We start from the raw sequence: 24742 nt of genomic DNA, 5'->3' as shown, positions 1-24742 counted from the left end.
CGGCAACCGGTCCCGATAAGAGAAGCAGCATGGAATGCGCGCAACCCCAGCCAGGTGAAGGCAGCTCGGTCCTTTTGATCGTCGATGATTACCCCGAAAATCTGATCAGCATGCGCGCGTTGCTGCAGCGTCAGGATTGGCACGTGATGACCGCCGCCTCGGGTTTCGAGGCACTGAACCTTTTGCTCGAACACGACATCGACCTGGTCCTGCTCGATGTGCAGATGCCCGGCATGGACGGTTTCGAGGTCGCGCGGCTGATGCGCGGCAGCCAGCGCACGCGGCTGACGCCGATCATTTTCCTCACCGCCAACGAGCAATCTCAGGACGCCGTGATCAAAGGCTATGCCAGCGGCGCGGTGGATTACCTGTTCAAGCCGTTCGATCCGCAAATTCTCAAGCCCAAAGTCCAGGCGCTACTCGAGCACCAGCGCAATCGCCGTGCCCTGCAACGCCTGAGTCATGACCTGGAAGTGGCGCGCGCTTTCAATGCCTCGGTGCTGGACAACGCCGCCGAAGGCATTCTGGTGTTGAGCGAGGACGGCGTGATCCGCTTCGCCAACCCGGCGATTTCGCGACTGCTCAATGCGCCGGTGAAGGATCTGGAAGGCAAGGAGTTTCTCGATTTCCTGCAGAAGCCACATATTCCCCTGTGGGCCGATTCCGAGTTCTACGCCGGCTACCAACGCGGGGAAACCCTGCGCCTGCATGATGCGTTGTTGCGCACCGCGCCTGGGCAGCAAGTGCCGGTGGCCTTGTCCTGCGCACCGCTGCCCTCGGAACAGCATGCGATGGTGGTGACGGTGCTGGACATGTCGGTGGTGCGTCACTTGCACCAGCAACTGGAATTTCAGGCGGTGACCGATCCGCTGACCGGTCTGCTCAACCGGCGCGGGTTCTACCAGACCGTGGAAAACCTGTTGTTGCGCGGCGAACGCAGCGACAGCAGCTGGGTGCTGCTCTACCTCGATCTCGATGGCTTCAAACGGGTCAATGATTCCCTCGGCCATGACGCCGGCGACCGCGTGTTGCGCTGGGTCTCCGAACAATTGAAAGCGTGCCTGCGACCGTTCGATATTCTCGCGCGCATGGGCGGCGATGAATTCACCGCGCTGCTGGATCTGGAGTTTCCCGAGCAAGCGGCGAAGATTGCCGAAAAACTCATCGAACGGGTATCGGTCTGTCAGCAGATTGAAGACCTGGATATCGTTCTTGGCGCCAGTATCGGCATCGCTACTTATCCCGACTGTGGCCGTAACCTCGACGGCTTGCTGCGCGCTTCGGACATTGCCATGTACGAAGCCAAGCGTGCCGGGCGTCAGCAATATCGCTTCTACGATCATGAAATGAACGGTCGCGCACGCTCGCGTCTGATGCTTGAAGACAGCGTGCGCGAGGCCATCGAGAACCGCGATTTCAATCTGGTCTATCAGCCGCAGGTGGCGATCGGCAGCGGGCAGATTCGCGGGTTCGAAGCGTTGCTGCGCTGGCAGCATCCGAGCGTCGGCGACGTGCCGCCGGGGTTGTTTCTGCCGTTGCTGGAAGAGGCGCGCTTGATCAGTCGCCTCGGCAGCTGGATCTATCACCGTGGCGCCGGTCAGCGCAAAGCCTGGGAAGCGCTGTTTGCCGATGATCTGGTGCTCGGCGTGAGCCTGAGCAATACCCAGTTCGGCCTGCCGAATCTGGTCACCGAACTGCGACAGGTCATGGAACGCCATGCGTTGCAACCGCGGCAACTGGAAGTCGAGGTCACCGAAGAAGCGTTGATGCAAAACCCGGACGAAACCCGCAAGCAACTGCGGCTGCTGCGTCATCTCGGGGTGCGCGTGGCGCTGGATGATTTTGGTTCGGGGCCGTGCTCGCTGGCACATCTGCGCGATCTGGAACTGGACACACTGAAGCTCGACCGCCACTTGATCGCGCGCCTGCCGGACTCGCCACGGGATGCGGCGCTGGTGCGCATGGTCATCGACCTGTGCAAGCAATACGGTCTGCTGGTGATTGCCGAAGGAGTGGAAACCCTCGAGCAATATCAGTGGCTGCAAACCCATGGTTGCGAATACGTGCAGGGCTTCCTCGTCGCGCGGCCGTTGATCGCCGAAGACGCGGTCAGCTTCGTTGAACCGTTTGACTGGAGCGCGTTGCCCGGTTGAATTCGCTACACTGGCGGACCTTTTTCGAACCGCGTCGCTCGTCCATGACTGTGTTGAAGTACCTCCAGGCCTACCCCGCACAATTGCAGAATCAGGTGCGCCAACTGATAGCCGAAGGGCGCCTGGGTGAATACCTGGATCAGCGCTATTCAGGGCGACACGACGTGCAGAGCGACAAGGCCTTGTACAGCTACGCGCTGGATCTCAAGCAGCAGTACATGCGTAATGCGCCGGCGATCGACAAAGTGCTGTTCGACAACCGCCTCGACCTGACCCACCGCGCGCTCGGTCTGCACACCACGGTGTCACGGGTGCAGGGCGGCAAGCTCAAGGCCAACAAGGAAATCCGCATCGCCGCGCTGTTCAAGGACGCCGCGCCGGATTTTCTGAAGATGATCGTGGTGCACGAGCTGGCGCACTTCAAGGAATCGGATCACAACAAGGCGTTCTATAAACTGTGCGAGCACATGCTGCCGGGGTATCACCAGATCGAGTTCGATCTGCGTGTGTACCTGACGTGGCGGGATATGCAGGCTTGACCAATCAGGAAGGTGTGGATGGACGTAAGCAAGACCAAAAGCAGTTTCTATCGCCGTTTGTACGTGGCTTATCTGATCGATAGCGGCCTGGCGCCGAGTGTGCCGACGCTGACCGAAGTCACTGGCATGCCGCGACGCACGGCGCAGGACACGATTGCCGCGCTGGCCGATCTGGACATCATCTGCGAGTTCGAACAGGAAGAGGGCGCACGCAATCATGCCGGGCGCTATCGGATTCGCGAGTGGGGAGCGATTGATCGCGGATGGATCGAGCGCAATTTGCGGCAGATAAAAGCGGTGCTGGAATACCCCTGATTCCTGCGGCGCCTGAACTGACGCAATCGCTGGCTTGCCAGCGATGAGGCCCTCAAGAACGACGCATGCCGATATGTGGAATGTCATCCTCAAGATATTCCTCACCCACCACGACAAACCCGTACTTGCCGTAATACCCCTGCAGATGCGCCTGCGCTGACAAATAGATCGGCACCTGCGGCCAGTGCTTTTCGGCCTGCTTCAGCGCCTGTTCCATCATCGCGTGGCCCAGCCCTTTGCCACGGCCGGCGGGCGCGGTCACCACGCGGCCAATCACCACGTCGCCGCCTTGGGATTCCGGATCCAGCAGGCGCAGATAAGCCATCAACTGATCATCCTCCCAGCCCATCAGGTGATGGGTATCGCCCTCCAGATCCTGGCCGTCGAGGTCCGGATAAGCACATTTCTGTTCGACCACGAATACATCAGAGCGCAGCTTCAACGAGGCGTACAACTGCTCTTTGCCCAAATCGCGATGATGTTTGCAGATCCACTCGATTGTCATTTTTCGATTCCTTGACCATGTCGCCCGATACTAAGCGCAGCTGCGCCATATGTCTGTATGGCGCAACAGTCTGTGATAAAGGTCAAAATGCCACCATTCCTTTCTCGCGGCCGCCGAGACTTTGTGTAATCTGCTCAAGAGCACTGCGCACTGGTTCCCATGAGCTAATGTTCAATGCTTGGGTTTTGCCGGTAAGGGGCCTTTGGTTTTGACGTGAAACCACGTCGGGCGGTTGCCCGCTGAGGATGTTCAAGCATGCTGCGATTGCTTCAAGCCGTTGCTTTGATCGGACTGCTGGTGCTGGGCCAGGATGCTGCGGCGCAGAAGCTGCGGCTGGCGTTCGATAATTGGCCGCCGTTTACCGACGATGCGCTGGTCAACGGTGGACTGGCCACCGACATTGTCAGCACCGCACTGGCTCGCGCCGGTTATGCCAGCGGTTACGAACAAGTGCCGTGGGCGCGAGCATTGCTGGGGATTGGCGAGGGGCGTTACGACGTACTGGTCAACGCCTGGTACAACGACGAACGCACGCTGATCGGTCAGTTTTCCGGTGAGTACCTGATCAACCGCATCCGCTTCCTCAAGCGCAAAGACGCACCCATCGACTACAGCAACCTCGAGCAACTGCACACTTACCCGATTGCCGTGGTGCGCGGGTACGCCTATTCCGCCCCTTTCGATGCCGATACGGCGATGCAGAAAGTCCCTGTGCACAACTTCGCCATGGGCGTGCGCATGCTCGCGGCGGATCGGGTCAAGCTGACGCTTGAAGATGAGTACGTAGCGAAGTATTACCTGGCGCGGGAATCGGCCAAGGTACGCAATTCGGTGGAGTTTTTACCCAAGCCGTTGAGTGAGAACAGCCTGCATATTCTGGTCAGCCTGAAGAACCCGCAGCATGAGCAGATCGTCGCCGGGTTTGATCGAGCGATCGAGGCGATGAAGGCTGACGGGACTTATGAGAAGTTATTGCGGCGGCATGGAATGTGAAGGGTGATCCGGCAATTTCTTTGTGGCTGATGACCTCTTCGCGAGCAGGCTCGCTCCCACAATTTGAAATGCATACCCTGTGGGAGCGAGCCTGCTCGCGAACGCGTCGTCTCAGGCGCCGCTGATTTCGGCAGTGTCCTTGATCAAATGCGCCGCCAACGTCCGAAGCGGCCCCAACTGCCGGCAAATCAGCGCCAATTGTGTCTGCACCAGTCGCTGCCCTTCATCGATTTCATCCGGCATCTGCTCCAGCTCATTGGCCAGCGCTTCCTCGTCATCACTCTGAATCGCAATCGGCTGCTTGCTCGCCAAACCATGGGCGATTTCGTCGATGCTGGTCGCCAGTTTCACCCCGGCGCCTTCGATCAGATGCTCCCGCACCTCCGCTGGCAACTGTGTTTCACGGTGCGCGCCGAGCCCTGACAAATAGCTGAGCAACGTGTGCGATAGCACCAGGAAGCGGAAGCCGACATCCGCCTCCTTACGGAAATGCCCCGGTTCCATGAGCATGTTCGCCAGTGTCGTCGACAGCGCCGCGTCAGCGTTATGGGCGTTGCGTCGGGCCAGGCGATAGGCGAGGTCGTCGCTCTTGCCGGCTGCGTATTGCTGCATGATCTGGCGCAGGTAGATGCTGTTGCAGGTCAGGGTGTTGGCCAGCACTTTGTTCAGGCGCCGACCCTGCCAGTCCGGCAGGAACAGGAACACCGCCAGACCCGCGATCAGGCTGCCCAGCAGGGTATCGAACAGCCGTGGCAGGAACAGCCCGTAGCCGTCGCCGACCTGATTGAAGCAGAACAGCACCATGATCGTGATCGCCGCCGTCGCCAGGGTGTAGCGGGTGGTGCGGTTGGTGAAGAACACTACCCCGGCAGCGATGGCGAAGCACGATTGCACCACCGGGTTGGGGAACAGATCGAACAGCGCCCACGCCACCGTCAGGCCAATGGCCGTGCCGATGATCCGCTGGCCGAGTTTGCGCCGGGTGGCGCCGTAGTTCGGCTGGCAGACGAACAGCGTGGTGAGGATGATCCAGTAGCCTTGCGACGGGTGGATCAGGTGCACCATGCCGTAGCCGATGCTCAGTGCCAGCGGCAAGCGCAGGGCATGGCGGAACAGCAGCGAAGTCGGCGTCAGTTGCGTACGCAGGCGAATCCACACGTCCTTGAGATTACGCGGTGAGCGGTCGAGCAGGCTGCTGTCGGTGGCATCCGCCAAGGCATCGGGGTTGCTGGCATCACTGAGCAAGCGATCGAGGGTGCCGAGGTTGGCCGCCAGTGCGCGTAGCGAGCGCAGCAGGCCGCGCCATGCCGGATTGCTCTGGATGCGCAAGTGTTCGAGGGAGGCATGCAGGTCGTTCAGGGCTTCGGCGAAACTGGCGTCATAGATGAACGGCTGGCGCATCTGGATCGATTCGGCCAAGGCCCGGCAGGCCTTGCCTTGCTGGCGCAGCAGGCGCTGGCAGCGAAACAGCACGTCGCTGTGGAAGAACGCCTCGGCCAGCGCGTTATACGGGTAGTGCGAAGAGCTGGCGCGTTCGTGAATATCCTGCGCGAGGAAATACAGCTTCAGATAACGGCTGACTTTCGAGCCCGGTCGACCGTTGCCGACCCGGTGCAGGATGATTTCCTTGGCCGTGTTCAGTGCGGCGACCACGCGGCCATTCTGCTGCGCCAGTTCGAGGCGGCGGGCTTCGACGTCCATCTGCCGGATCGGCTCGAACAGCGAGGATTTCAGCTTCAGGTAAAGTCCCAGTTCGCGGAACAGCCGCGCCAGACTTTGCTGCACCGGTTGATTGGAAAACAGTGCCTGCCACAGCACCGAGAGCAAGCCATACCACGCCGCGCCGGCGACCAGCAGCATCGGTTCGTGCCAGAAATCAGTGACCGCGCCGCCGCGCTGATCAACGCCGATCATCGTGTACACCGACAGAATCAGCGTCGCCGAAGCGATCGCGCCGTAACGCTCGCCCAGCGCACCGAGCATGGTCAGGCCGAAACTGGCCAGTGCCAGGGCCACGGCGAAAATGATCGGGTAGGGAAACAGCAATTCCACCGACAGCGCGGCGATGCTGAAACACACCAGTGTCACCGCGAGGGCGTTGAGACGACCCTGCCAACTGTCGTCGGTTTCGGCCAGGGCGCTGGCGATGATGCCGAGAAACAACGGGATCAGCAGGCCCATTTCATCCTGATACCAACACAGCGCCATGCTGCCGGTCAGGGCGATGAATACCCGCACGCTGTAGCTGAATTTATCCAGCGCCCACAGGCGCCGCAAAGACTGACGAAACGAGGTCGAGGACATGAAGTGCGAAGGCCTTCCGAGGCGATGCCGCTAAATTGAGCCAGTAATGACGCCGACGCAATGGCGCCGAGCACATCTGACAGCAAAAAGTGTTCCTTTTACTTACACCACAAACCATTGTGGGAGCGAGCCTGCTCGCGAAAGCGGAGTGTCATTCAACATTGATGTCGACTGGTACACCGCATTCGCGAGCAGGCTCGCTCCCACAGGGTTTTGTATTTGGCCTTGAGTTAAGCGTACTGCGCGGCGGCGTAACCGGAGGCCCAGGCCCACTGGAAATTGAAACCGCCCAGATGCCCGGTGACGTCGAGCACTTCACCAATGAAGTACAGGCCCGGGCTTTTCAGCGATTCCATGGTCTTGGACGACACCTCGCGGGTGTCGACGCCGCCCAGGGTCACCTCAGCCGTGCGATAGCCTTCAGTCCCCGCCGGCACGACTTTCCAGCTGCCAAGCTTCTCGGCAATCTCCGCCAGTTCGGCGTGGGTGTACTGCTTCATCGGTTTGGAGACAAACCAGTTGTCCGCCAGCAGATTGGCCATCTTCTTGGTGAAGATCTCGCCAAGCAAAGTTTTCAACTCGCTGTTCGGGCGTTCGGCGACTTGCTGTTGCAGCCAGCTCGCGGCGTCGTGATCCGGCAGCAGGTTGATCTCCACCGTGTCGCCGGGCTCCCAGAACGAACTGATCTGCAAGATCGCCGGGCCACTGAGGCCACGATGGGTGAACAGGATGTTCTCGCGAAAGCTCTGCTCGTTGCAGCCGACCAGACAATCCACCGAGGTGCCGGACAGCTCTGTGCACAACTCCTTGAGCTGGTCGGTGATGGTGAACGGCACCAGGCCGGCGCGGGTCGGCAGCAGTTCATGGCCGAACTGTTTGGCGACCTGGTAACCGAAACCGGTGGCGCCCAGGGTCGGAATCGACAGGCCGCCGGTGGCGATCACCAGCGATTGGCACTGGACCTGACCGAGGGTGGTGTCGAGCAGATAACCGCTGTCGGTTTTTTCGATGGTCTGGATTGAGGTGTCCAGGTGCAGCTCGACGCCGGCCTGATCGCATTCATCAAGCAGCAGGCCGAGGATGTCGCTGGATTTGTTATCGCAGAACAGCTGGCCAAGTTTCTTCTCGTGGTACGGCACGCCGTGCTTGCCGACCAGACCGATGAAATCCCACTGGGTGTAACGCGCCAGCGCCGATTTGCAGAAATGCGGATTCTGCGAGAGGAAATTGCTCGGTTCGGTGTACATGTTGGTGAAATTGCAGCGACCGCCGCCGGACATGAGGATTTTCTTGCCGGCCTTGTTCGCGTGGTCGAGCAGCAACACCTGACGCCCGCGCCCGGCGGCGGTCAGGGCGCACATCAAGCCGGCGGCGCCAGCGCCAATGATCACGACTTCGGTAGAGCGCAAAACGGTGTCCTCTTGGTGGGTCGCTACAAAACAAACTGTGGGAGCGAGCCTGCTCGCGAAAGCGTTGTGTCATTCAACAATGATGTCGACTGACAGATTGCATTCGCGAGCAGGCTCGCTCCCACAGGGGATCTCCTATGGATGGAAGATCGCTTACAGAATGCGTACGCGCAACGAGCGGCCCTTGATCTTGCCGTCGTTCAGGCGCTGCAAGGCCTGCATGGCCACGGTGCGCTCGACAGCGACGTAGGCCTGGAAATCGAAGATGGCGATCTTGCCGACCTGCGCACCGGGAATGCCCGCTTCGCCGGTCAGTGCGCCAAGAATGTCGCCCGGGCGCACTTTGTCTTTGCGGCCAGCGCCGATGCACAGGGTGGTCATCGGCGGTTGCAGCGGCGCCAGGCCCTGGGACTTGAGGTTGTCGATCTGATCCCAGTTCAGCGGCGCTTTCTGCAGTTGTTCGATGGCTTGCGCACGATGCGCTTCGGACGGCGCGACCAGACTGATGGCGATGCCTTTCTCGCCGGCACGACCGGTACGGCCAACGCGGTGGATGTGGATTTCCGAATCGCGCGCCAGCTCGACGTTGATCACCATGTCCAGCGCATCGATATCCAGACCACGGGCCGCGACGTCGGTGGCAACCAGCACCGAGGTGCTGCGGTTGGCGAACATTGCCAGCACCTGATCGCGGTCACGCTGTTCCAGATCGCCGTGCAGGCCGACGGCGGAAATGCCTTTGGCGGTCAGGTGATCAACGGTTTCCTGAACTTGCTGCTTGGTGAAGCAGAACGCCACGCAGGACGCTGGACGGAAGTGGTGCAGGACTTTGGTCACCGCGCTCATGCGCTCTTCCGGGGAAATCTCGTAGAAGCGCTGCTCGATCTGCGTGTCGTCGTGGAAGGCTTCAGCCTTGACGGTCTGCGGATCGCGCATGAATTTCGAGGCCAGTTGCTTGATGCCCACCGGGTAGGTCGCGGAGAACAGCAGAGTCTGCCGGCGCTCCGGGGTCTTGATGATGATGTCTTCGATCGCGTCGTAGAAGCCCATGTCGAGCATGCGGTCGGCTTCGTCGAGGATCAGCGTGTTCAGGCCATCGAGCACCAGCGAACCCTTGCGCAAGTGCTGCTGAATGCGCCCCGGGGTGCCGACGATGATGTGCGCGCCGTGCTCCAGCGAAGCGATCTGCGGGCCGAACGAGACGCCGCCGCACAGGGTCAGGACCTTGATGTTGTCTTCGGCGCGGGCCAGACGACGGACTTCCTTGGCCACCTGGTCGGCCAGCTCACGGGTGGGGCAGATCACCAGCGCCTGGCACCCGAAGTAGCGCGGGTTGATCGGGTTGAGCAAGCCGATGCCGAACGCGGCGGTCTTGCCGCTGCCGGTCTTGGCCTGGGCGATCAGGTCCATCCCCTTGAGGATCACCGGCAAGCTCTGCGCCTGGATCGGCGTCATCTGGGCATAACCGAGTGATTCGAGGTTAGCCAGCATGGCGGCGGACAGCGGCAGAGTATTAAAAGCGGTGGCGATGGTGGTCACGGGACTGGCCTGCAAAACAAAATGTCGCGCAGTGTAGCAGCCCCGTGCTGGTTTCCTCGACAGTTCTGGACGAACAGCGATTGAACCCGAGGCAGGGATTACCTGTGGCGAGGGGATTTATCTGTGGCGAGGGGATTTATCCCCGATGGGGTGCGCAGCACCCCCAATACCTGCCACCTCGATTCATCAGGCTGACCGCATCCAACCTTTTTGGGGCTGCTGCGCAACCCAGCGGGGATAAATCCCCTCGCCACAGAAGTCAAAGAACTCCTTCAGCAGAATCAGTGTTCGATGTGTTCTTGTGGACGTTTCGCCCGGCGCCCGTCTTCCTTCGACAGTTGCGAGAAGATCGTCGCCGCCAGCATCGCCATCACGCCGACCGTGACGAAGGTCAGCTGGAACGCACCGAGTACGGTTTCCACGCCATCGTTGCCGACCTTCGCAGTGAAGCCGCCGAGCAGCGCGCCGGCGCAGGCCACGCCGAGGCTCAGCGACAATTGCGCGACCACCGACAGCAGACTGTTGCCGCTGCTGGCGCTGGCATCGTCGAGGTCGATCAGCGTCACCGTATTCATCGCGGTGAATTGCAGCGAGTTGATTGCCCCCAGCACCGCCAGCAGGCATAGCAGCAGCCAGTACGGCGTCTGCTCGCTGACCAGGCCCATGCTCGCCAGCATGATCCCCAACGCCAGGGTGTTGCCGGTGAGCACGATGCGATAGCCGAGGCGTTCGATCAGCGGCCGCGCGACCCACTTGGCGACCATCGCCGCAGCGGCCAGCGGCAACATGCTCATCCCGGCTTGCGAGGGCGAATAGCCCAACGCCACTTGCAACAGCAGCGGAACCAGAAATGGCAGAGCACCGCTGCCCAGTCGCGCGAACAGGTTGCCGAGAATGCCCACGGCGAACGTGCGGGTCTTGAACAGCGAAGGCGCAAACAGCGGATTCTCGATATGCCCGGCGCGCAGCCAGTACGCCGCGAGACAGGCCATGCCGGCGAACAGCAGCAGCATCACCCGCAGGTGCGGCAGGTGCAGTTCGCCAAGACCTTCCATGGCGATGGTGATGAGGATCATCGCTGCGCCGAACAGCAGAAAGCCGAGGCTATCGAAGCGGGTGCGCTCCGTGCCGCGCAGGTCGGGGATGAATTTCCACACCGCGTAGCAACCGATCACCCCGACCGGCAGATTGATCAGGAAGATCCAGTGCCACGTCACGTATTCCACCATCCAGCCGCCCATGGTCGGGCCGATCAGCGGGCCGAGCAGGCCGGGAATGGTGATGAAACCCATGATTCGCACCAGTTCCGAGCGCGGGTACGCACGCAGCACCACCAGCCGCCCGACCGGCAACATCAGCGCACCGCCGAGGCCCTGAATCACCCGCGCACCGATGAGCATGCTCAGGCTGCTGGATAACGCGCATAGCAACGAGCCCAAGCTGAACAGCAGAATCGCGCCGAAGAAGATTTTCTTGGTGCCGAAGCGGTCGGCGATCCAGCCGGAGGCCGGGATCAGCAGGGCCACGGTAAGCATGTAGGCGATGATCACGCCCTGCATGCGCAACGGGTCTTCGGCCAGATCGCTGGCCATGGCCGGCAGCGCGGTATTGAGGATGGTCCCGTCGAGGGACTGCATGAAGAACGCAATGGCGACGACCCACGGCAACCAGCGTGCGGTGATGGCGTCGAGAGGCGGGCGGTTGGGCATGGAACCTCTTGTGGTCTGTTTGATGATCGTTCCCACGCTCTGCGTGGGAATGCCTCAACGGACGCTTTGCGTCCGCTTTTGGCTGGGACGCGGAGCGTCCCGGGCTGCATTCCCACGCGGAGCGTGGGAACGATCGCCGTCAGAGGGTCAGGGTCAACCGGCTGACCAGCGCCCCCGGCAACAGCGATGACGAGGTATTGCGCTGGCTGTACGTACTCGCCGAGAGCAGCAGCTCACGCTCGGTGGTCAACGCTTCCAACTGCGAACCGAGCAGGTTGTAGGCGCTGTCGTCGAAGCGCATGGTGCTGACCGGCGCCTGGATTTCGCCGTTCTCGACCCAGAAGGTCGCGAAACGGGTCATGCCGGTCATGCGCGCCGCCGGTTGATCCGAGTAGTTCAGATACCACAGGTTGCTGATGTACAGCCCGGTGCCCAACTGCTTGAGGATCTCTTGCTGCGACAGATCACCGGCGGCCATGTTCAACGCACTGGGCATCTCGCCGCCGCCCGCACCGTTCGCCGCCAGACCATATTCGGCGGCGCTGCGCGAGCCCACCAGTTGATCGCCGGCCTTGCCCTCGATGATCAGACGCAGATCGCTGCGCGGATAACCCTCGGCGGAAAACGCCGGGCTCAGGGACTCGCTGACTTTTTCATCCAGCGACAGCAACGGGCTGAATGCCTGATCGCCGACGTAGAGCTTCTGTAACGGGCTGCTCTTGCTGGCGATCGATTGCGCCGAGAACCCGCCCCAACTGAGCATGCCCATGATTTCTTCCAGTGCCGCCGGTGCCAGATAGGCGCGGTACTGCCCCGGTGCCAGGGTGCGTAACGGTCGGCCGAGAAACTCCAGCTGTTCGCGTGCCTGGGCGAAACGCCGGGCAAACCCTTCGTCGCTCCAGTCATGCCCGGCGTAGCTGGCCTTCACCGCTTCACCGTTTTCGTGGAACAGGCTGAAGTCGAAATTGAAGCTGTTGGCTTCATGCCAGCCGAACGCGCCAGCGGAACTGGCGAAACCGCGGCTGATCGGACCGGCAGCATAAAAACCGACCAGATCGAGACCTTCAGCGGCGGCGCAGATTTGCCCGACGACATCTTCGGTGTCCGGCAGCGGATGCGCTTGTACGTGCGTGCTCTGCCAGCTGTTGTGATTGAGCAGCAAGTACGGGTCCTGCGGCAGCAGCGGCAAGGTTTCGCGCAATTGTTGCAGGCCTTCGGCGAGGCGTTGCAGATCGGCTTCCTGATCCCCGGACAAGGTGATCTGCAGGTCGGCGTGGCGACCGTCGTTGATCAGTTTCAGGCCGACGTTGGCCTGCTGCACTTGCCCGGCCTGGCGCACCTTGGCGTGATTGAAGCGCACGAACGCCGAGGCTTCGGCGGCGTAGCTGAGCGTGAACTGTTCCGGCTCGCGCACGCTGTCGCGCAGCCAGTTGACCATGACCTTGAAGGCGTCGGACTGACGCTTCGAAATGCTCATCAGGCGTCTCCCCCAAACACATCAATGTTGCTGAATACGCAGGCCGGCGAAGCATGGCCGACGCGAATCACCTGGTTCGGTTCGCCCTTGCCGCAGTTCGGCGTGCCCAGCACCTTGACGGTGCTGGCATCGCCGACGGCGCGCAGGCTCTTCCAGAAGTGCGCGGAAATCGCCCGGTAGTTGGGGTTTTTTACCACGCCTTTCAGTTCACCATGCTCGATCAACTGGCCCCATTCGCAGCCGAACTGGAATTTGTTGCGCGCGTCGTCGATCGACCACGAACGGTTGGTGCTCATCAGAATGCCGTGCTCGATACCGCCGATCATCTGCTCCAGCGTCTGATCGCCCGGCTCGATGTTGAGGTTGGCCATGCGGTCGATCGGCGGCCGGTTCCAACCGCAGGCGCGGCTGTTGGCAACGCCATCGAGGCCGGCGCGATATTGCGACAGCGCTCCGCCCAGTGGTCGCAGCAACAGGCCGTCGCGAATCAGGAATTGTTTGCTCGCCGCGGTGCCGTCGTCGTCATGGCCGTAGCTGGCGAGTTCTTCCGGGATGCCGGGGTCGAAAGTCACGTTGAGCAAATTCGAGCCGTATTGCAGGCTGCCGAAATCGCTGGTCTTGACGAAACTGGTGCCGGCGTAATTGCGCTCATCGCCGAGGATGCGGTCGAGCTCCAGCGGATGACCGATGGACTCGTGGATCTGCAGCATCATCTGATCAGGCATCAGCAGCAGGTCGCGCCGGCCTTGCGGGGTGTTCGGCGCGAGCAGCAGTTGCAGGGCCTGTTCGGCGACTTGCGGGCCGGCACCGACCAGACCGCAGCGGCTGATGACATCGGCGCCACCCTGTTGGCCGAAGTTCTCGCGGCCGAGGCTGCGGGTCTGGCTGTCGTTGCCGTCGTAGGCGGTGACGTCGAGGCTCGGATAGACAAAGCGCTGGGCCTGACGCAATTCGGCGCCGGCGCTGCTCAGGTAGATCTGCTCGACATGGGTGATGCCGATGCTTACCTGCCAATTGACCAGGCGCTTATCCTTGGGCACCGAGGCGGATTCCGCGCCGAGCAGATCGAAGCATTCGCTCAGGGACGGGAAGGGCTGTTCGAGATTGGGTGAAAAATAATCAGCGCGATCGCTGGAAAGCGGCTGCTCGCGCAGATCGAGCAAGGCGTGCGGCTTGAGCCGGCGGGCCTGTTGCTCAGCGCGCTCGAGAGCGGCTTGCAGGCCTTGTTGCGAGAGGTCATTGGTCGCCGCATAGGCTTCGACGCCATTGACCCGGACGGTGAGCATCGCCCCTTCATCGCGACTCAGGCTAGGCGGTTCGGCGACGTTCTTGCGCACCGACAGAAACTGCCCGGACTCGCGCACATACCGCAGGGAAAAAAATTCAGCGCCCGTGCGCAAGGCAGCAAAGCGCTGCTTGAGCTGGGGGTGGATATCGAACATTCGGGAACCTCCTTGTAATGGAGTAGCGGCATGGCGACAGCGGGGAGGGGTGAAACGGTTGCGCGAGGTCTAGAGTAGGCCTGCGTGGGGGTAGGATCAAGTGAAGAGGGGGTGTAGGGGGATTTACTGTGCAGCGGGGAAGTGTGTGTTGCTGTGAGGGCCTCTTCGCGAGCAGGCTCGCTCCCACAGGGGATTTGTGAATGCCACAGATCCAGTGTGGGAGCGAGCCTGCTCGCGAAGGCGGCGCCTCGGTACTACGACTTACTGCGTAACCGGGGTGATATCCCGCATCGGCTTGCCTTTGACCGGTGCGCCGTTCGCGACGTAATAAGCAGCGGTGCTGCGCGGCAGCGGCTTGCGGCCACGGATCTTGTCGGCGATTTTCTCGGCCATCATGATCGTCGGCGCGTTGAGGTTGCCGGTGGTGATGATCGGCATGATCGAGGCATCGACCACGCGCAGGCTCTGCATGCCGTGCACACGACCTTCGCCATCGACCACGGCCATCTCGTCGGTGCCCATCTTGCACGAGCAGGACGGGTGGAACGCGGTTTCGGCGTGCTCGCGGATGAACTTGTCGAGCTGCTCATCGGTTTGCACGTCGATGCCCGGGCTGATTTCGCGGCCACGGAAGGCGTCGAGGGCCGGCTGCTGCATGATCTCGCGGGTCAGGCGAATACCGTCGCGGAACTCCTGCCAGTCCTGCTCGGTGGCCATGTAGTTGAACAGGATGCTCGGGTGCTGGCGCGGATCCTTGGATTTGACCTGGATGCGGCCACGGCTCGGCGAGCGCATGGAACCCATGTGCGCTTGGAAACCGTGTTCTTTCACACCGTTGCTGCCGTTGTAGTTAATCGCTACCGGCAGGAAGTGGTACTGGATGTTCGGCCATTCGAATTCCGGACGCGAACGAATGAAACCGCCGGCCTCGAACTGGTTGCTGGCGCCGATGCCGGTGCCGTTGAACAGCCACTCGGCACCGATCGCCGGCTGGTTGTACCAAAGCAGCGACGGGTACAGCGAAACCGGTTGGGTGCAGGCGTATTGCAGGTACAGCTCGAGGTGATCCTGCAGGTTTTCACCGACGCCCGGCAGATCGTGGACCACCGGGATGTCGAGGCTTTCCAGCAGTTTCGCCGGGCCGACACCGGAGCGCTGCAGAATCTGCGGCGAAGCGATGGCGCCGGAGCACAGCAGGACTTCCTTGCGCGCCTTGGCTTCAACACGTTCTTCAGCGTCGCCGATCAGGTAACGCACGCCGACCGCACGCTTGCCTTCAAAGAGAATCTTGTCGGTCAGGGCGTGGGTGACGATGGTCAGGGTCGAACGTTTTTTGGCGATGTCGAGGTAGCCACGCGCGGTGGAAGCACGGCGGCCGTTCGGCGTCACGGTGCGGTCCATCGGGCCGAAGCCTTCCTGCTGGTAACCGTTGAGGTCTTCGGTACGCGGGTAACCGGCCTGCACGCCAGCTTCAACCATGGCGTGGAACAGCGGGTTGTTGCCGGCTTTCGGCGTGGTCACGCTGACCGGGCCGTCGCCACCGTGGTAATCGTTCGGGCCGATGTCGCGGGTTTCGGCTTTGCGGAAGTACGGCAGGCAATCGAGGTACGACCAGTCTTCCAGCCCCGGCAGTTTCGCCCAACCGTCGTAGTCCATCGCGTTGCCACGGATGTAGCACATGCCGTTGATCAGCGAAGAGCCGCCAAGGCCCTTGCCGCGACCGCATTCCATACGGCGACCGTCCATGTGTGGCTCTGGATCGGTTTCGTAAGCCCAGTTGTAGCGACGCCCCTGCAGCGGGAACGCCAGCGCGGCGGGCATCTGGGTACGGAAGTCGAGGCGGTAGTCAGGGCCGCCTGCTTCGAGCAGCAGAACGGTGACGCCAGCGTCTTCAGTCAGACGGGTCGCAAGTGTGTTACCTGCCGAGCCGGCGCCTATGATGATGTAGTCGTATTCTTGGGACATTGAATGCACCCTCTTTGATAGTGGTCAGGTCGGACCTTGGCGAGTGCTGTGCACTCGAATCGCTGGCAAGCCAGCTCCCTCAGGGATTGGGGGCTGCCACAAATTGGGTGGACGACTCCAAACCTGTGGGAGCGGGCTTGCCCGCGAAGAGGCCTTCGCGAGCAATGCAAATCTCGGGTCTTAGAACACCGAAACGTAATCGCCCAGCTCGACCTGTACCGATTTGATGCGTGTGAAGTTGTTCAGCGAGCTGATCCCGTTCTCACGGCCAACACCCGACTGCTTGTAGCCGCCGACCGGCATTTTTGCGTCGGACTCGCCCCAGGCGTTGATCCAGCAGATACCGGCTTCCAGTTGATGAATCACGCGGTGGGCGCGGTTCAGGTCTTTGGTGACGATACCGGCGGCCAGGCCGAAGTCGGTGTCGTTGGCGCGGCGGATCACTTCTTCTTCGGTTTCGTAGGAGAGGATCGCCATGACCGGACCGAAGATTTCTTCGCGGACGATGGTCATGTCGTCGGTGCAGTCGGTGAACACGGTTGGCGCAACGAATGCGCCTTTGGCGAATTCGCCGTCGGTCAGGCGACCACCGCCGCACAGGACGCGGGCACCTTGTTCCTTACCTTTTTCGATGTAGGCCAGCACGCTTTCCATGTGGGCGAAGCTGACCAGCGGGCCGAAATTGGTGTTTTCGTCTTCCGGGTTGCCGACGCGGATGCGCGCAACGCGCTCAACGATCTTGGCCTCGAACGCGGCTTTCAGATGCGCCGGTACGAATACGCGAGTGCCGTTGGTGCAGACCTGACCGGAGCTGTAGAAGTTGGCCATCATCGCCGTGTCGGCGGCGCGATCGAGGTCGGCGTCGTCGCAGATGATCAGCGGCGACTTGCCGCCCAGTTCCATGGTCACGTCCTTGAGCGACGAAGCCGAGGCGCTGGCCATGACTTTCTTGCCAGTGTCGGTGCCACCGGTGAAGGAGATTTTCTCGATGCGCGGGTGCTCGGTCAGCCAGGTGCCGACTTCGCGGCCGCTGCCGGTCAGGACGTTGAACACGCCGTTCGGTACGCCGGCTTCGGTGTAGATCTCGGCCAGTTTCAGAGTAGTCAGCGAGGTGACTTCGCTTGGCTTGAAGATCATCGCGTTACCGGCCGCCAGGGCTGGAGCGGATTTCCACAGCGCGATCTGGATCGGGTAGTTCCACGCGCCGATACCGGCGACCACGCCCAGCGGCTCGCGACGGGTGTAAACGAAAGAGGTGTCACGCAGAGGAATCTGCTCGCCTTCGATGGCGGGCACCAGGCCTGCGTAGTATTCCAGCACGTCAGCGCCGGTGACGATGTCGACGTACTTGGTTTCGGAGAAGGATTTGCCGGTGTCCAGGGTTTCCAGCGCAGCCAGCTCATCGTTGCGCTCGCGCAGGATGTCAACGGCACGACGCAGGATGCGCGAACGCTCCATGGCGGTCATCGCGGCCCAGATTTTCTGGCCCTTTTCGGCGCTGACCACGGCGCGCTCGACGTCGTCTTTGGTCGCACGTTGCACCAGTGCGAGGACTTCACCGTTCGCCGGGTTGATGGCTTCGAAGGTGGCGTCGCTGCCGGCGTCGGTGTACGCGCCATCGATGTAGAGTTTTTGCAGTTCGAAACGGGCCATAGTGTCCTCGCAAGTGCATTGGTGGTTGGCGTTGACCACCGCGATGACGCTGCGGTGGAGTTCAGGGGCCGAGCATTTTCTGTGTGCTCTAGCTCACCTTCTTGGCCAATTGGAAATCCATGTATTCGTAAGCGATCTGTTGCGCCTGCGCCGTGTCGAAAGCGTCTCCCGACAGCGCGCCGCGCAACCACAAGCCGTCAATCAACGCTGCCAGACCCCGGGCGGCGCTGCGCGCATCTTCGAGCGGCAGCACACGGCGGAACTGGCAGCACAGGTTGGAATACAGACGGTGATCGTTGATCCGCTGCAACCTGTGCAAAGACGGCTGGTGCATGCTGGTGGCCCAGAAGGCCAGCCAGGTTTTCATTGCCGGGCCATTGACCTGGCTGGCGTCGAAGTTGCCTTCGATGATCACCTGCAGATGCGCCCGTGGGCTGTCATCTGCCAGCGCCTGACGGCGCGCGGTGACGCTCTCGCTGAGGGCGGTCATCAGGTACCGCATCGTGGCGGCGATCAGGCCGTTCTTGTCCTGAAAGTAATGACTGATGATGCCATTCGAGACACCGGCCAAACGGGCGATCAGCGCAATGCTGGCGTCCCCCATTCCGACCTGATCGACCGCTTGCAAAGTGGCTTCGATCAATTGTTGGCGGCGGATGGGTTGCATACCGACCTTGGGCATCTTGCACATCTCCTTAGGCCTTCCGAGAGGCGAATGACGCCGATCGGATTGAGGGCCAGTCTATTTTGTTTTGATTGAACGTTCAATCAACAAAGAATAAGATCTGCGACAATTCGTCGCTGCCTACAGAAAATTCCTACGTGTAATGACGATAAAAACCGACACCTGAAACGGCTCGAAACCTGCGTGGGGCATGGCGCGGTTCGCGATTCGAAGGACGTGTTGAAAGGGCAAGACGCTCGGGGTCAGGTTTCGGATGAACGTCCGGCACCTTTGGCCACGAAAGCGAATACGCAGCGCCATTTCGGCAGGTTCGGGCTTTTTTCGGAGTGTCTTTATATCACCCGCCGGTCGGCTGCCAACTAACCGATTGGTCGGGTTCCGTGATGCCTTGTGTTCTTCTCTCGCACTGCCTGGAGCATTTGTGCCATGAGTTCTGCCTCGCTAATAAAGACCCCGCCCGAGAAGGTGACGGTCAACGGTTGGGTGTTCTACACCTCGACCGCGCTGATTCTGTTGTTGACCGCCATTCTGATCATCGCCCCGCAAGAGGCCGGCAGAATGTTGGGCATGGCCCAGGCCTGGTTGTCGCGCAGCTTCGGCTGGTACTACATGGTGGTGATCGCCGCCTACCTGGTGTTCGTGGTCGGTCTGGCGTTTTCCTCGTACGGCAAACTCAAACTGGGCAGCAAGGACGACACCCCGGATTTCAGTTACGGCGCCTGGGCGGGGATGCTGTTCTCGTCGGGCATCGGCATTTCGCTGCTGTACTTCGGCGCGTCCGAGCCGCTGGATCACTACTTCAATCCGCCGGAAGGCACCTCGGCGACGAATATGGCGGCGCGGCAAGCGGTGCAACTGACTTTCCTGCACTGGGGCCTGCACGGCTGGGCGATCTACGCACTGGTCGGCCTGGCCGTGGCGTATTTCGCCTATCGGCATAACCAGCCGCTGGCCCTGCGTTCGGCGCTGTATCCATTGGTCGGCGAGCGTTGGGTCAAAGGCGCTGCCGGGCACGCGGTGGATGGCTTCGGCATGTTCGTGACCCTGCTGGGTCTGGTGACCAACCTGGGGATTGGCTCGCTGCAAGTGTCGTCCGGGCTGGAAAACCTGTTCGGCATGGAGCACAGCAACACCAACCTGCTGATCGTCATCATCGTCATGAGCACCGTGGCGACCATCGCCGCTGTGTCCGGTGTGGAAAACGGCATCCGTCGTCTGTCCAACCTGAACATCGTGCTGTTCAGCGGCCTGCTGATTTTCGTCCTGCTGTTCGGCCCGACCCTGCATCTGCTCAACGGCTTCGTGCAGAACATTGGCGACTATCTCAACGGCGTGGTGCTGAAGACCTTCGACCTGTACGTCTATGAAGGCGACAGCGCCAAGTCCGATCGCTGGTTGGGCCTGTGGACCCTGTTCTACTGGGCGTGGTGGATTTCCTGGGCGCCATTCGTGGGCATGTTCATTGCGCGGATTTCCCGTGGCCGCAGCGTGCGTGAACTGGTCGCTGGCGTGCTGCTGATTCCGCTGGGCTTCACCTTGGCGTGGCTGTCGATCTTCGGCAACTCGGCGCTGGATCTGGTGATGAATCAGGGCGCGGTGGAGCTGGGCAAGACGGCGCTGGAACAGCCGTCGATGGCGATCTATCAGTTGCTTGAGCATTATCCGGCGTCGAAAGTCGTGATTGGTGTGTCGATCTTTGTCGGCTTCGTGCTGTTCCTGACCCCGGCCGACTCCGGCGCGGTGATGATGGCGAATCTTTCCTGCAAGGGCGGCAACGTCGACGAAGACGCGCCGCACTGGCTGCGGATCTTCTGGTCGGTGGTGATCACGCTGGTGACCATCGGCCTGCTGTTCGCCGGCAACTTCGAAGCCATGCAAACCATGGTGGTGCTGGCCGGCCTGCCGTTTTCGGTGGTGCTGATCTGCTTCATGTTCGGCCTGCACAAGGCGATGCGCCAGGACGTGCAGATCGAACAGGAGCAAGCGCAACTGGCCGAGCGCGGACGCCGTGGTTTCAGCGAGCGCCTGACGCAACTGGATCTGCAGCCGAGCCAATCGGTGGTGCAGCGCTTCATGGACAAGCACGTCACTCCGGCGCTGGAAGATGCAGCGGCGCAATTGCGCAATCAGGGCATTGAAGTGCAGACGCTGCTGGGCAAGGCCAAGCGTTGCATGGGCGTGCGGGTCGAGATGGAAGAGGGCAACCCTTTCGTTTACGAAGTGAGCCTGGATGGTTATCTGGCGACCCCGACCGAATCGGCGCAGTCCGATGAAGCGCGTCAGCGTTATTACCGCGCTGAGGTGTATCTGCACAATGGCAGTCAGGACTATGACTTGATGGGCTTCACGCCGGAGCAGATTACGCGGGATGTGCTGGATCAGTTTGAAAGCCATCGGCAGTTGTTGGGGCGGGTTTATAGCTAAAGTCAAAAGCTGACCCTCACCCCAGCCCTCCCGAAACGTCGGACCGCCCGTAGGGAGAGGGAGCCGACTGAGGTGTCTGGCGTTGTACATTGACCTGAAAGATCGAGTCGATTATGGATTCGGTAAAGCAAGATCAGGTCGGTGCAGATCTGCAGCATCCCCCGATCGGTCCCCTCTCCCTCTGGGAGAGGGCTAGGGTGAGGGGCTATTCCTGACCCAACAAAAAGGGATCGCTCACCGCGATCCCTTTTTTTATCCCACCTGGCGCATTACCCCAGATTCTTGCCCAACAACGCGTGATACAACTCGCTGTCGCCGAGAATCCCCACCACATGATTGTTATCGTGCAGCACCAGCTTGTTGCCGGTCTGATAACGGATCTGCAGCGCGTCACGCATGCCGATGTTCGAGTCCACCAGCGTCGGTTTGCGCTCCAGGCCTTCCACCGCTTGCCCCGGTGCCCAGTTCTGCAGGTTCAGCACCGAGCCGTTCTGCCGCGCGCCTTTGATGGTGTTGCCTTCGGCCAGGTCCAGCCACGAGTCGCCGCCCGGATCGAGGCACACCGAGCCGTTGATGCGTTTGCACTTGTCCAGCGTGCGCATCAGGCTGCGGCCGCAGAGCACGTTGAGCGGGTTGGTGTGGGCGACAAAGGTGCGCACATAGTCGTCCGCCGGGTTGAGGACGATTTCCTCCGGCACGCTGTACTGGATGATCCGACCGTCTTTCATGATCGCGATGCGGCTACCCAATTTGAGTGCTTCATCGAGGTCGTGGCTCACAAACACGATGGTCTTGCTCAGCTTGCGTTGCAGCTCCAGCAGTTCATCCTGCAGACCCTGGCGGATCAACGGGTCGAGGGCCGAGAACGGTTCGTCCATCAGCAGAATGTCGGCGTCCATGGCCAGCGCGCGGGCGAGGCCGACGCGCTGCTGCATGCCGCCGGATAGCTCATCAGGCTTCTTGTTGCGCCATTGGGTCAGGCCGACCAGTTCGAGTTTTTCATCGACCAGTTTCTTGCGTTCCTTCTCCGGTCGGCCCTGCATCTCCAGACCGAAACTGATGTTCTCGCGCACTGTCAGCCAAGGCATCAGGGCGAACTTCTGGAACACCATCGCAATGCGCTTGGTGCGCATCATCTTCAGCTCGGCGGGCGTGCAGGAGGCGATGTCGATCTGGCGGTTTTCATGCTCGACGAACAGCTTGCCGCGGCTCACGGTGTTGAGGCCGTTGATGCAGCGCAGCAGGCTCGATTTGCCCGAGCCGGACAGGCCCATCAGCACGCAGATCTCGCCTTTGTTGATGTCCAGCGTGGCTTTTTCCACGCCGACGATCTGACCGGTCTTCTTCAGGATCTCGTTGCGGGTCATGCCCTGATCGAGCAGCTTGAGTGCCTCGCGCGGGTCCTTGGAGAAGATTACGTCGACATCTTCGAAGCGAATTATGCTCATGCGTCACCCCCTACTTTGGCGTCGGGTTGTTTGCAGATACGGTCGAGCATGATCGCCAGCAGTACGATTGCCAGGCCTGCTTCGAAGCCCAGCGCAATATCAGCAGTGTTCAGTGCGTTGACCACCGGTTTGCCGAGTCCGTCGGCGCCGACCAGTGCCGCGATCACCACCATCGACAGCGACAGCATGATGCACTGGGTGATGCCCGCCGCGATGCTCGGCATGGCGTGCGGCAATTCGATCCTTGAGAGCAATTGGCGACGCGAGCAGCCGAAGGCCTTGCCGGCGTCCATCAGTTCTTGCGGGACATCACGGATGCCCAGGTAGGTCAGGCGGATCGGCGCCGCGATGGCGAAGACCACCGTGGAGATCAGGCCCGGTACCACACCCAGCCCGAAGAGGGTCAGGGTAGGAATGAGGTAAACGAAGGTCGGCACGGTCTGCATCAGATCGAGCACCGGCCGCATCATGGTGTAGAACATCGGTTTGTGCGCGGCGACGATGCCCAGCGGCACGCCGATCAACACGCAGACCAGGGTGGCGAACAGCACCTGGGCGAGGGTTTCCATGGTTTCCTGCCAGTACCCCAGGTTGAGGATCAGCAGGAACGAGGCAACCACGAACGCGGTCAGGCCCCACTTGCGTTGAATCAGATGGGCAATGATGGCAATCAGGCCAATCAGCACCAACGGGTTGAACCAGGTCAGCGCAAACGTCACGCCGTGGATCATCGTTTCCAGTGTCACGGCGATTGCGTCGAAGGTGTTGGCGCCGTGTTGCGTCAACCATTCGACGAAGCCCGCGATGTACTGGCCTAAAGGTATTTTCTGATCAATCAGCATGGTAGTGAACGTCCGCATGCAAGGAAATTAACAGCCCGGGCAGGCACGCCTGCCCGGCATAAGCGATGCCCCTCAAATCAAGGCGCGAGCTTGGCTTTCACGGCCTCCAGGCCTGGTTTACCGTCAATGGTGGTCACGCCAGCGAGCCAGGTATCGAGCACCTGTGGATTCTTTTTCAGCCAGGCCTTGGCGGCCGCGTCAGGCTTCATCTTGTCGTCGAGAATGTTGCCCATCAGTTCACTTTCCATGTCGACGGTGAACTCCAGGTTTTTCAACAGCTGACCGACATTGCTGCATTCTTCGGCGTAACCCTTGCGGGTGTTGGTCGCTACGGTGGCTGCGCCGAAATCGGGGCCGAAGAAGTCGTCGCCGCCGGTCAGGTATTGAATCTTGAAGCGCTTGTTCATCGGGTGCGGTGCCCAGCCGAGGAAGACCACGGCGGTGTCGCGCTTCTGCGCCCGGTCGACTTGCGAGAGCATGCCGGCCTCGGAAGATTCGACGATCTTGAAGCCAGCGGTTTTCAGGCCGAAGGCATCCTTGTCGATCATGCTCTGGATCAGCCGATTGCCGTCGTTGCCCGGCTCGATGCCGTAGATCTTGCCGTCGAGTTCTTTCTTGAATTTGGCGATGTCGGCGAAGTCATGCAGGCCTTTGTCGTACAGGGCTTGCGGCACGGCGAGGGTGTATTTGGCACCCTTGAGGTTGGTGCGCACGGTGTCGACGGTGCCGGCATCGCGATACGGCTTGATGTCGTTCTCCATGGTCGGCATCCAGTTACCGAGAAACACGTCCATGTTCTTGCCGTCGGCCAGCGACTTGTAGGTCACGGGCACGGAGATCATGGTGGTCTTGGTCTTGTAGCCGAGGGCGTTGAGTACAACGGAAGTGGTAGCAGTGGTGGCGGTGATGTCGGTCCAGCCGACATCGGAGAAGTTAACGAGGCTGCACTGTGCCGGTTCTGCGGCTTGCGCCAGTAACGGCAGACTCAGCAGGGCGGCCAACAACAACGACGGGGAACCTTTCATGGATGGACTCCTTGGTGTTTTTTTTGGCAGTGTTCCGACTGTGGACCACCGCACTTATGGGTTGCGGTTGGTGGCGTTTTTGAGACAGCTCTACCGCAGCGCCTTGCAATCGAGTCATCCCGATCATGTACCAGTGAAAATCTGACGCCTACAGGGAGGGTCGTATCCAGTACAGGGATGGTCGCTTCCAGTGTCGGTGACGTCGCTTACAGCTTTTTTCCGCCCCCGATGACCTGCTCGACTGCATAAAAACGGCGTATTTGCGGGGCGAAAACGTGACGACGCTGCTGGACATGACTGCGTCGGTGTCAGACG

The 24742-nt window shown here is 60.9% G+C and carries 18 protein-coding genes; 5 read left to right on the top strand and 13 right to left on the bottom strand.

What is annotated here, in order from left to right; translation table 11 throughout:
• Window positions 1–29 precede the first annotated feature (29 nt).
• From AB9L16_RS24060 to AB9L16_RS24050, 3 genes are read left to right on the top strand one after another with little or no spacing between them, the layout of a single operon-like run.
• A complete protein-coding gene (locus AB9L16_RS24060) occupies window positions 30–2153 on the top strand; it encodes a putative bifunctional diguanylate cyclase/phosphodiesterase (RefSeq protein WP_375122802.1) in 2124 nt (707 codons plus the stop codon).
• 44 nt (window positions 2154–2197) lie between these two features.
• Window positions 2198–2692, top strand: coding sequence for a YgjP-like metallopeptidase domain-containing protein (locus tag AB9L16_RS24055; protein WP_375122801.1), 495 nt, complete (start codon window positions 2198–2200; stop codon window positions 2690–2692).
• A gap of 18 nt (window positions 2693–2710) precedes the next feature.
• Complete coding sequence (locus AB9L16_RS24050) at window positions 2711–3007, top strand: helix-turn-helix domain-containing protein (RefSeq protein ID WP_016772794.1); 297 nt, start codon at window positions 2711–2713, stop codon at window positions 3005–3007.
• 52 nt (window positions 3008–3059) lie between these two features.
• On the opposite strand, the gene AB9L16_RS24045 is transcribed toward AB9L16_RS24050, so the two are convergent.
• Window positions 3060–3512, bottom strand: coding sequence for a GNAT family N-acetyltransferase (locus tag AB9L16_RS24045; protein WP_041476776.1), 453 nt, complete (start codon window positions 3510–3512; stop codon window positions 3060–3062).
• Window positions 3513–3767: 255 nt separating this feature from the next.
• On the opposite strand from AB9L16_RS24045, the gene AB9L16_RS24040 reads away from it, so the two are divergent.
• Complete coding sequence (locus AB9L16_RS24040; protein ID WP_375122800.1) at window positions 3768–4505, top strand: substrate-binding periplasmic protein; 738 nt, start codon at window positions 3768–3770, stop codon at window positions 4503–4505.
• 111 nt (window positions 4506–4616) lie between these two features.
• On the opposite strand, the gene yccS is transcribed toward AB9L16_RS24040, so the two are convergent.
• The 9 genes from yccS to betI all read right to left on the bottom strand — a co-directional run bounded on the left by yccS (window position 4617) and on the right by betI (window position 18685).
• The gene (gene yccS, locus AB9L16_RS24035) at window positions 4617–6809 is read right to left on the bottom strand and encodes a YccS family putative transporter (protein WP_095181360.1); all 2193 of its coding nucleotides are present in this window, start codon (window positions 6807–6809) and stop codon (window positions 4617–4619) included.
• A gap of 230 nt (window positions 6810–7039) precedes the next feature.
• Window positions 7040–8218 carry an NAD(P)/FAD-dependent oxidoreductase gene (locus AB9L16_RS24030; protein WP_353189026.1) on the bottom strand — a complete coding sequence of 393 codons (1179 nt, stop codon included), beginning with the start codon at window positions 8216–8218 and terminating at the stop codon, window positions 7040–7042.
• A 153-nt stretch (window positions 8219–8371) separates the two neighbouring features.
• Window positions 8372–9757 (bottom strand): ATP-dependent RNA helicase DbpA, encoded by a 1386-nt coding sequence (gene dbpA, locus AB9L16_RS24025; RefSeq protein WP_024014613.1) that lies wholly within the window; start codon window positions 9755–9757, stop codon window positions 8372–8374.
• 281 nt (window positions 9758–10038) lie between these two features.
• Window positions 10039–11466, bottom strand: a complete 1428-nt coding sequence (mdtD, locus tag AB9L16_RS24020; RefSeq protein ID WP_041476772.1) for a multidrug transporter subunit MdtD — start codon at window positions 11464–11466, stop codon at window positions 10039–10041.
• Between the two features lie 139 nt (window positions 11467–11605).
• Window positions 11606–12943 (bottom strand): TldD/PmbA family protein, encoded by a 1338-nt coding sequence (locus AB9L16_RS24015; protein WP_056786510.1) that lies wholly within the window; start codon window positions 12941–12943, stop codon window positions 11606–11608.
• Window positions 12943–14385: a TldD/PmbA family protein gene (locus AB9L16_RS24010; protein ID WP_375122799.1), complete on the bottom strand. Its 1443-nt coding sequence runs from the start codon at window positions 14383–14385 to the stop codon at window positions 12943–12945. The genes AB9L16_RS24015 and AB9L16_RS24010 overlap by 1 nt, the downstream gene beginning before the upstream one ends.
• A gap of 261 nt (window positions 14386–14646) precedes the next feature.
• Window positions 14647–16350, bottom strand: a complete 1704-nt coding sequence (betA, locus tag AB9L16_RS24005; RefSeq protein ID WP_375122798.1) for a choline dehydrogenase — start codon at window positions 16348–16350, stop codon at window positions 14647–14649.
• 180 nt (window positions 16351–16530) lie between these two features.
• Complete coding sequence (betB, locus tag AB9L16_RS24000) at window positions 16531–18003, bottom strand: betaine-aldehyde dehydrogenase (protein ID WP_039757620.1); 1473 nt, start codon at window positions 18001–18003, stop codon at window positions 16531–16533.
• An 88-nt stretch (window positions 18004–18091) separates the two neighbouring features.
• Window positions 18092–18685, bottom strand: a complete 594-nt coding sequence (gene betI / locus AB9L16_RS23995; protein ID WP_008085771.1) for a transcriptional regulator BetI — start codon at window positions 18683–18685, stop codon at window positions 18092–18094.
• A gap of 486 nt (window positions 18686–19171) precedes the next feature.
• Between betI and AB9L16_RS23990 the strand changes: the two genes are divergently transcribed.
• Window positions 19172–21112 carry a BCCT family transporter gene (locus AB9L16_RS23990; protein WP_223630511.1) on the top strand — a complete coding sequence of 647 codons (1941 nt, stop codon included), beginning with the start codon at window positions 19172–19174 and terminating at the stop codon, window positions 21110–21112.
• A gap of 269 nt (window positions 21113–21381) precedes the next feature.
• Here the strand turns inward: AB9L16_RS23990 and choV are convergent, their stop codons facing one another.
• From choV to AB9L16_RS23975, 3 genes are all read right to left on the bottom strand, one after another.
• On the bottom strand, window positions 21382–22560 hold the full coding sequence (choV, locus tag AB9L16_RS23985; protein ID WP_016772804.1) for a choline ABC transporter ATP-binding protein: 1179 nt from the start codon (window positions 22558–22560) through the stop codon (window positions 21382–21384).
• Complete coding sequence (gene choW / locus AB9L16_RS23980) at window positions 22557–23402, bottom strand: choline ABC transporter permease subunit (RefSeq protein WP_016772805.1); 846 nt, start codon at window positions 23400–23402, stop codon at window positions 22557–22559. Before choW ends, choV begins: the two co-directional genes overlap by 4 nt.
• A 77-nt stretch (window positions 23403–23479) precedes the next feature.
• A complete protein-coding gene (locus tag AB9L16_RS23975; RefSeq protein WP_016772806.1) occupies window positions 23480–24427 on the bottom strand; it encodes a choline ABC transporter substrate-binding protein in 948 nt (315 codons plus the stop codon).
• Between the last annotated feature and the right edge of the window lie 315 nt (window positions 24428–24742).

Origin of the sequence: Pseudomonas sp. LW8, assembly GCF_041956865.1 — a bacterium.
GTDB classification, from domain to species: Bacteria; Pseudomonadota; Gammaproteobacteria; order Pseudomonadales; family Pseudomonadaceae; genus Aquipseudomonas; species Aquipseudomonas siliginis.
This window is presented reverse-complemented; position numbering and strand designations above follow the sequence as displayed.

Bases quoted from the DNA above. Each gene is read 5' to 3' on its own strand.
- AB9L16_RS24060 (WP_375122802.1), top strand. From the start codon at position 30: ATGGAATGCGCGCAACCCCAGCCAGGTGAAGGCAGCTCGGTCCTTTTG.
- AB9L16_RS24010 (WP_375122799.1), bottom strand. From the start codon at position 14,385: ATGTTCGATATCCACCCCCAGCTCAAGCAGCGCTTTGCTGCCTTGCGC.
- AB9L16_RS23975 (WP_016772806.1), bottom strand. From the start codon at position 24,427: ATGAAAGGTTCCCCGTCGTTGTTGTTGGCCGCCCTGCTGAGTCTGCCG.
- AB9L16_RS24050 (WP_016772794.1), top strand. From the start codon at position 2,711: ATGGACGTAAGCAAGACCAAAAGCAGTTTCTATCGCCGTTTGTACGTG.
- choW (WP_016772805.1), bottom strand. From the start codon at position 23,402: ATGCTGATTGATCAGAAAATACCTTTAGGCCAGTACATCGCGGGCTTC.
- betA (WP_375122798.1), bottom strand. From the start codon at position 16,350: ATGTCCCAAGAATACGACTACATCATCATAGGCGCCGGCTCGGCAGGT.
- choV (WP_016772804.1), bottom strand. From the start codon at position 22,560: ATGAGCATAATTCGCTTCGAAGATGTCGACGTAATCTTCTCCAAGGAC.
- mdtD (WP_041476772.1), bottom strand. From the start codon at position 11,466: ATGCCCAACCGCCCGCCTCTCGACGCCATCACCGCACGCTGGTTGCCG.
- AB9L16_RS24045 (WP_041476776.1), bottom strand. From the start codon at position 3,512: ATGACAATCGAGTGGATCTGCAAACATCATCGCGATTTGGGCAAAGAG.
- yccS (WP_095181360.1), bottom strand. From the start codon at position 6,809: ATGTCCTCGACCTCGTTTCGTCAGTCTTTGCGGCGCCTGTGGGCGCTG.
- betB (WP_039757620.1), bottom strand. From the start codon at position 18,003: ATGGCCCGTTTCGAACTGCAAAAACTCTACATCGATGGCGCGTACACC.
- AB9L16_RS24015 (WP_056786510.1), bottom strand. From the start codon at position 12,943: ATGAGCATTTCGAAGCGTCAGTCCGACGCCTTCAAGGTCATGGTCAAC.
- AB9L16_RS24040 (WP_375122800.1), top strand. From the start codon at position 3,768: ATGCTGCGATTGCTTCAAGCCGTTGCTTTGATCGGACTGCTGGTGCTG.
- AB9L16_RS24055 (WP_375122801.1), top strand. From the start codon at position 2,198: ATGACTGTGTTGAAGTACCTCCAGGCCTACCCCGCACAATTGCAGAAT.
- betI (WP_008085771.1), bottom strand. From the start codon at position 18,685: ATGCCCAAGGTCGGTATGCAACCCATCCGCCGCCAACAATTGATCGAA.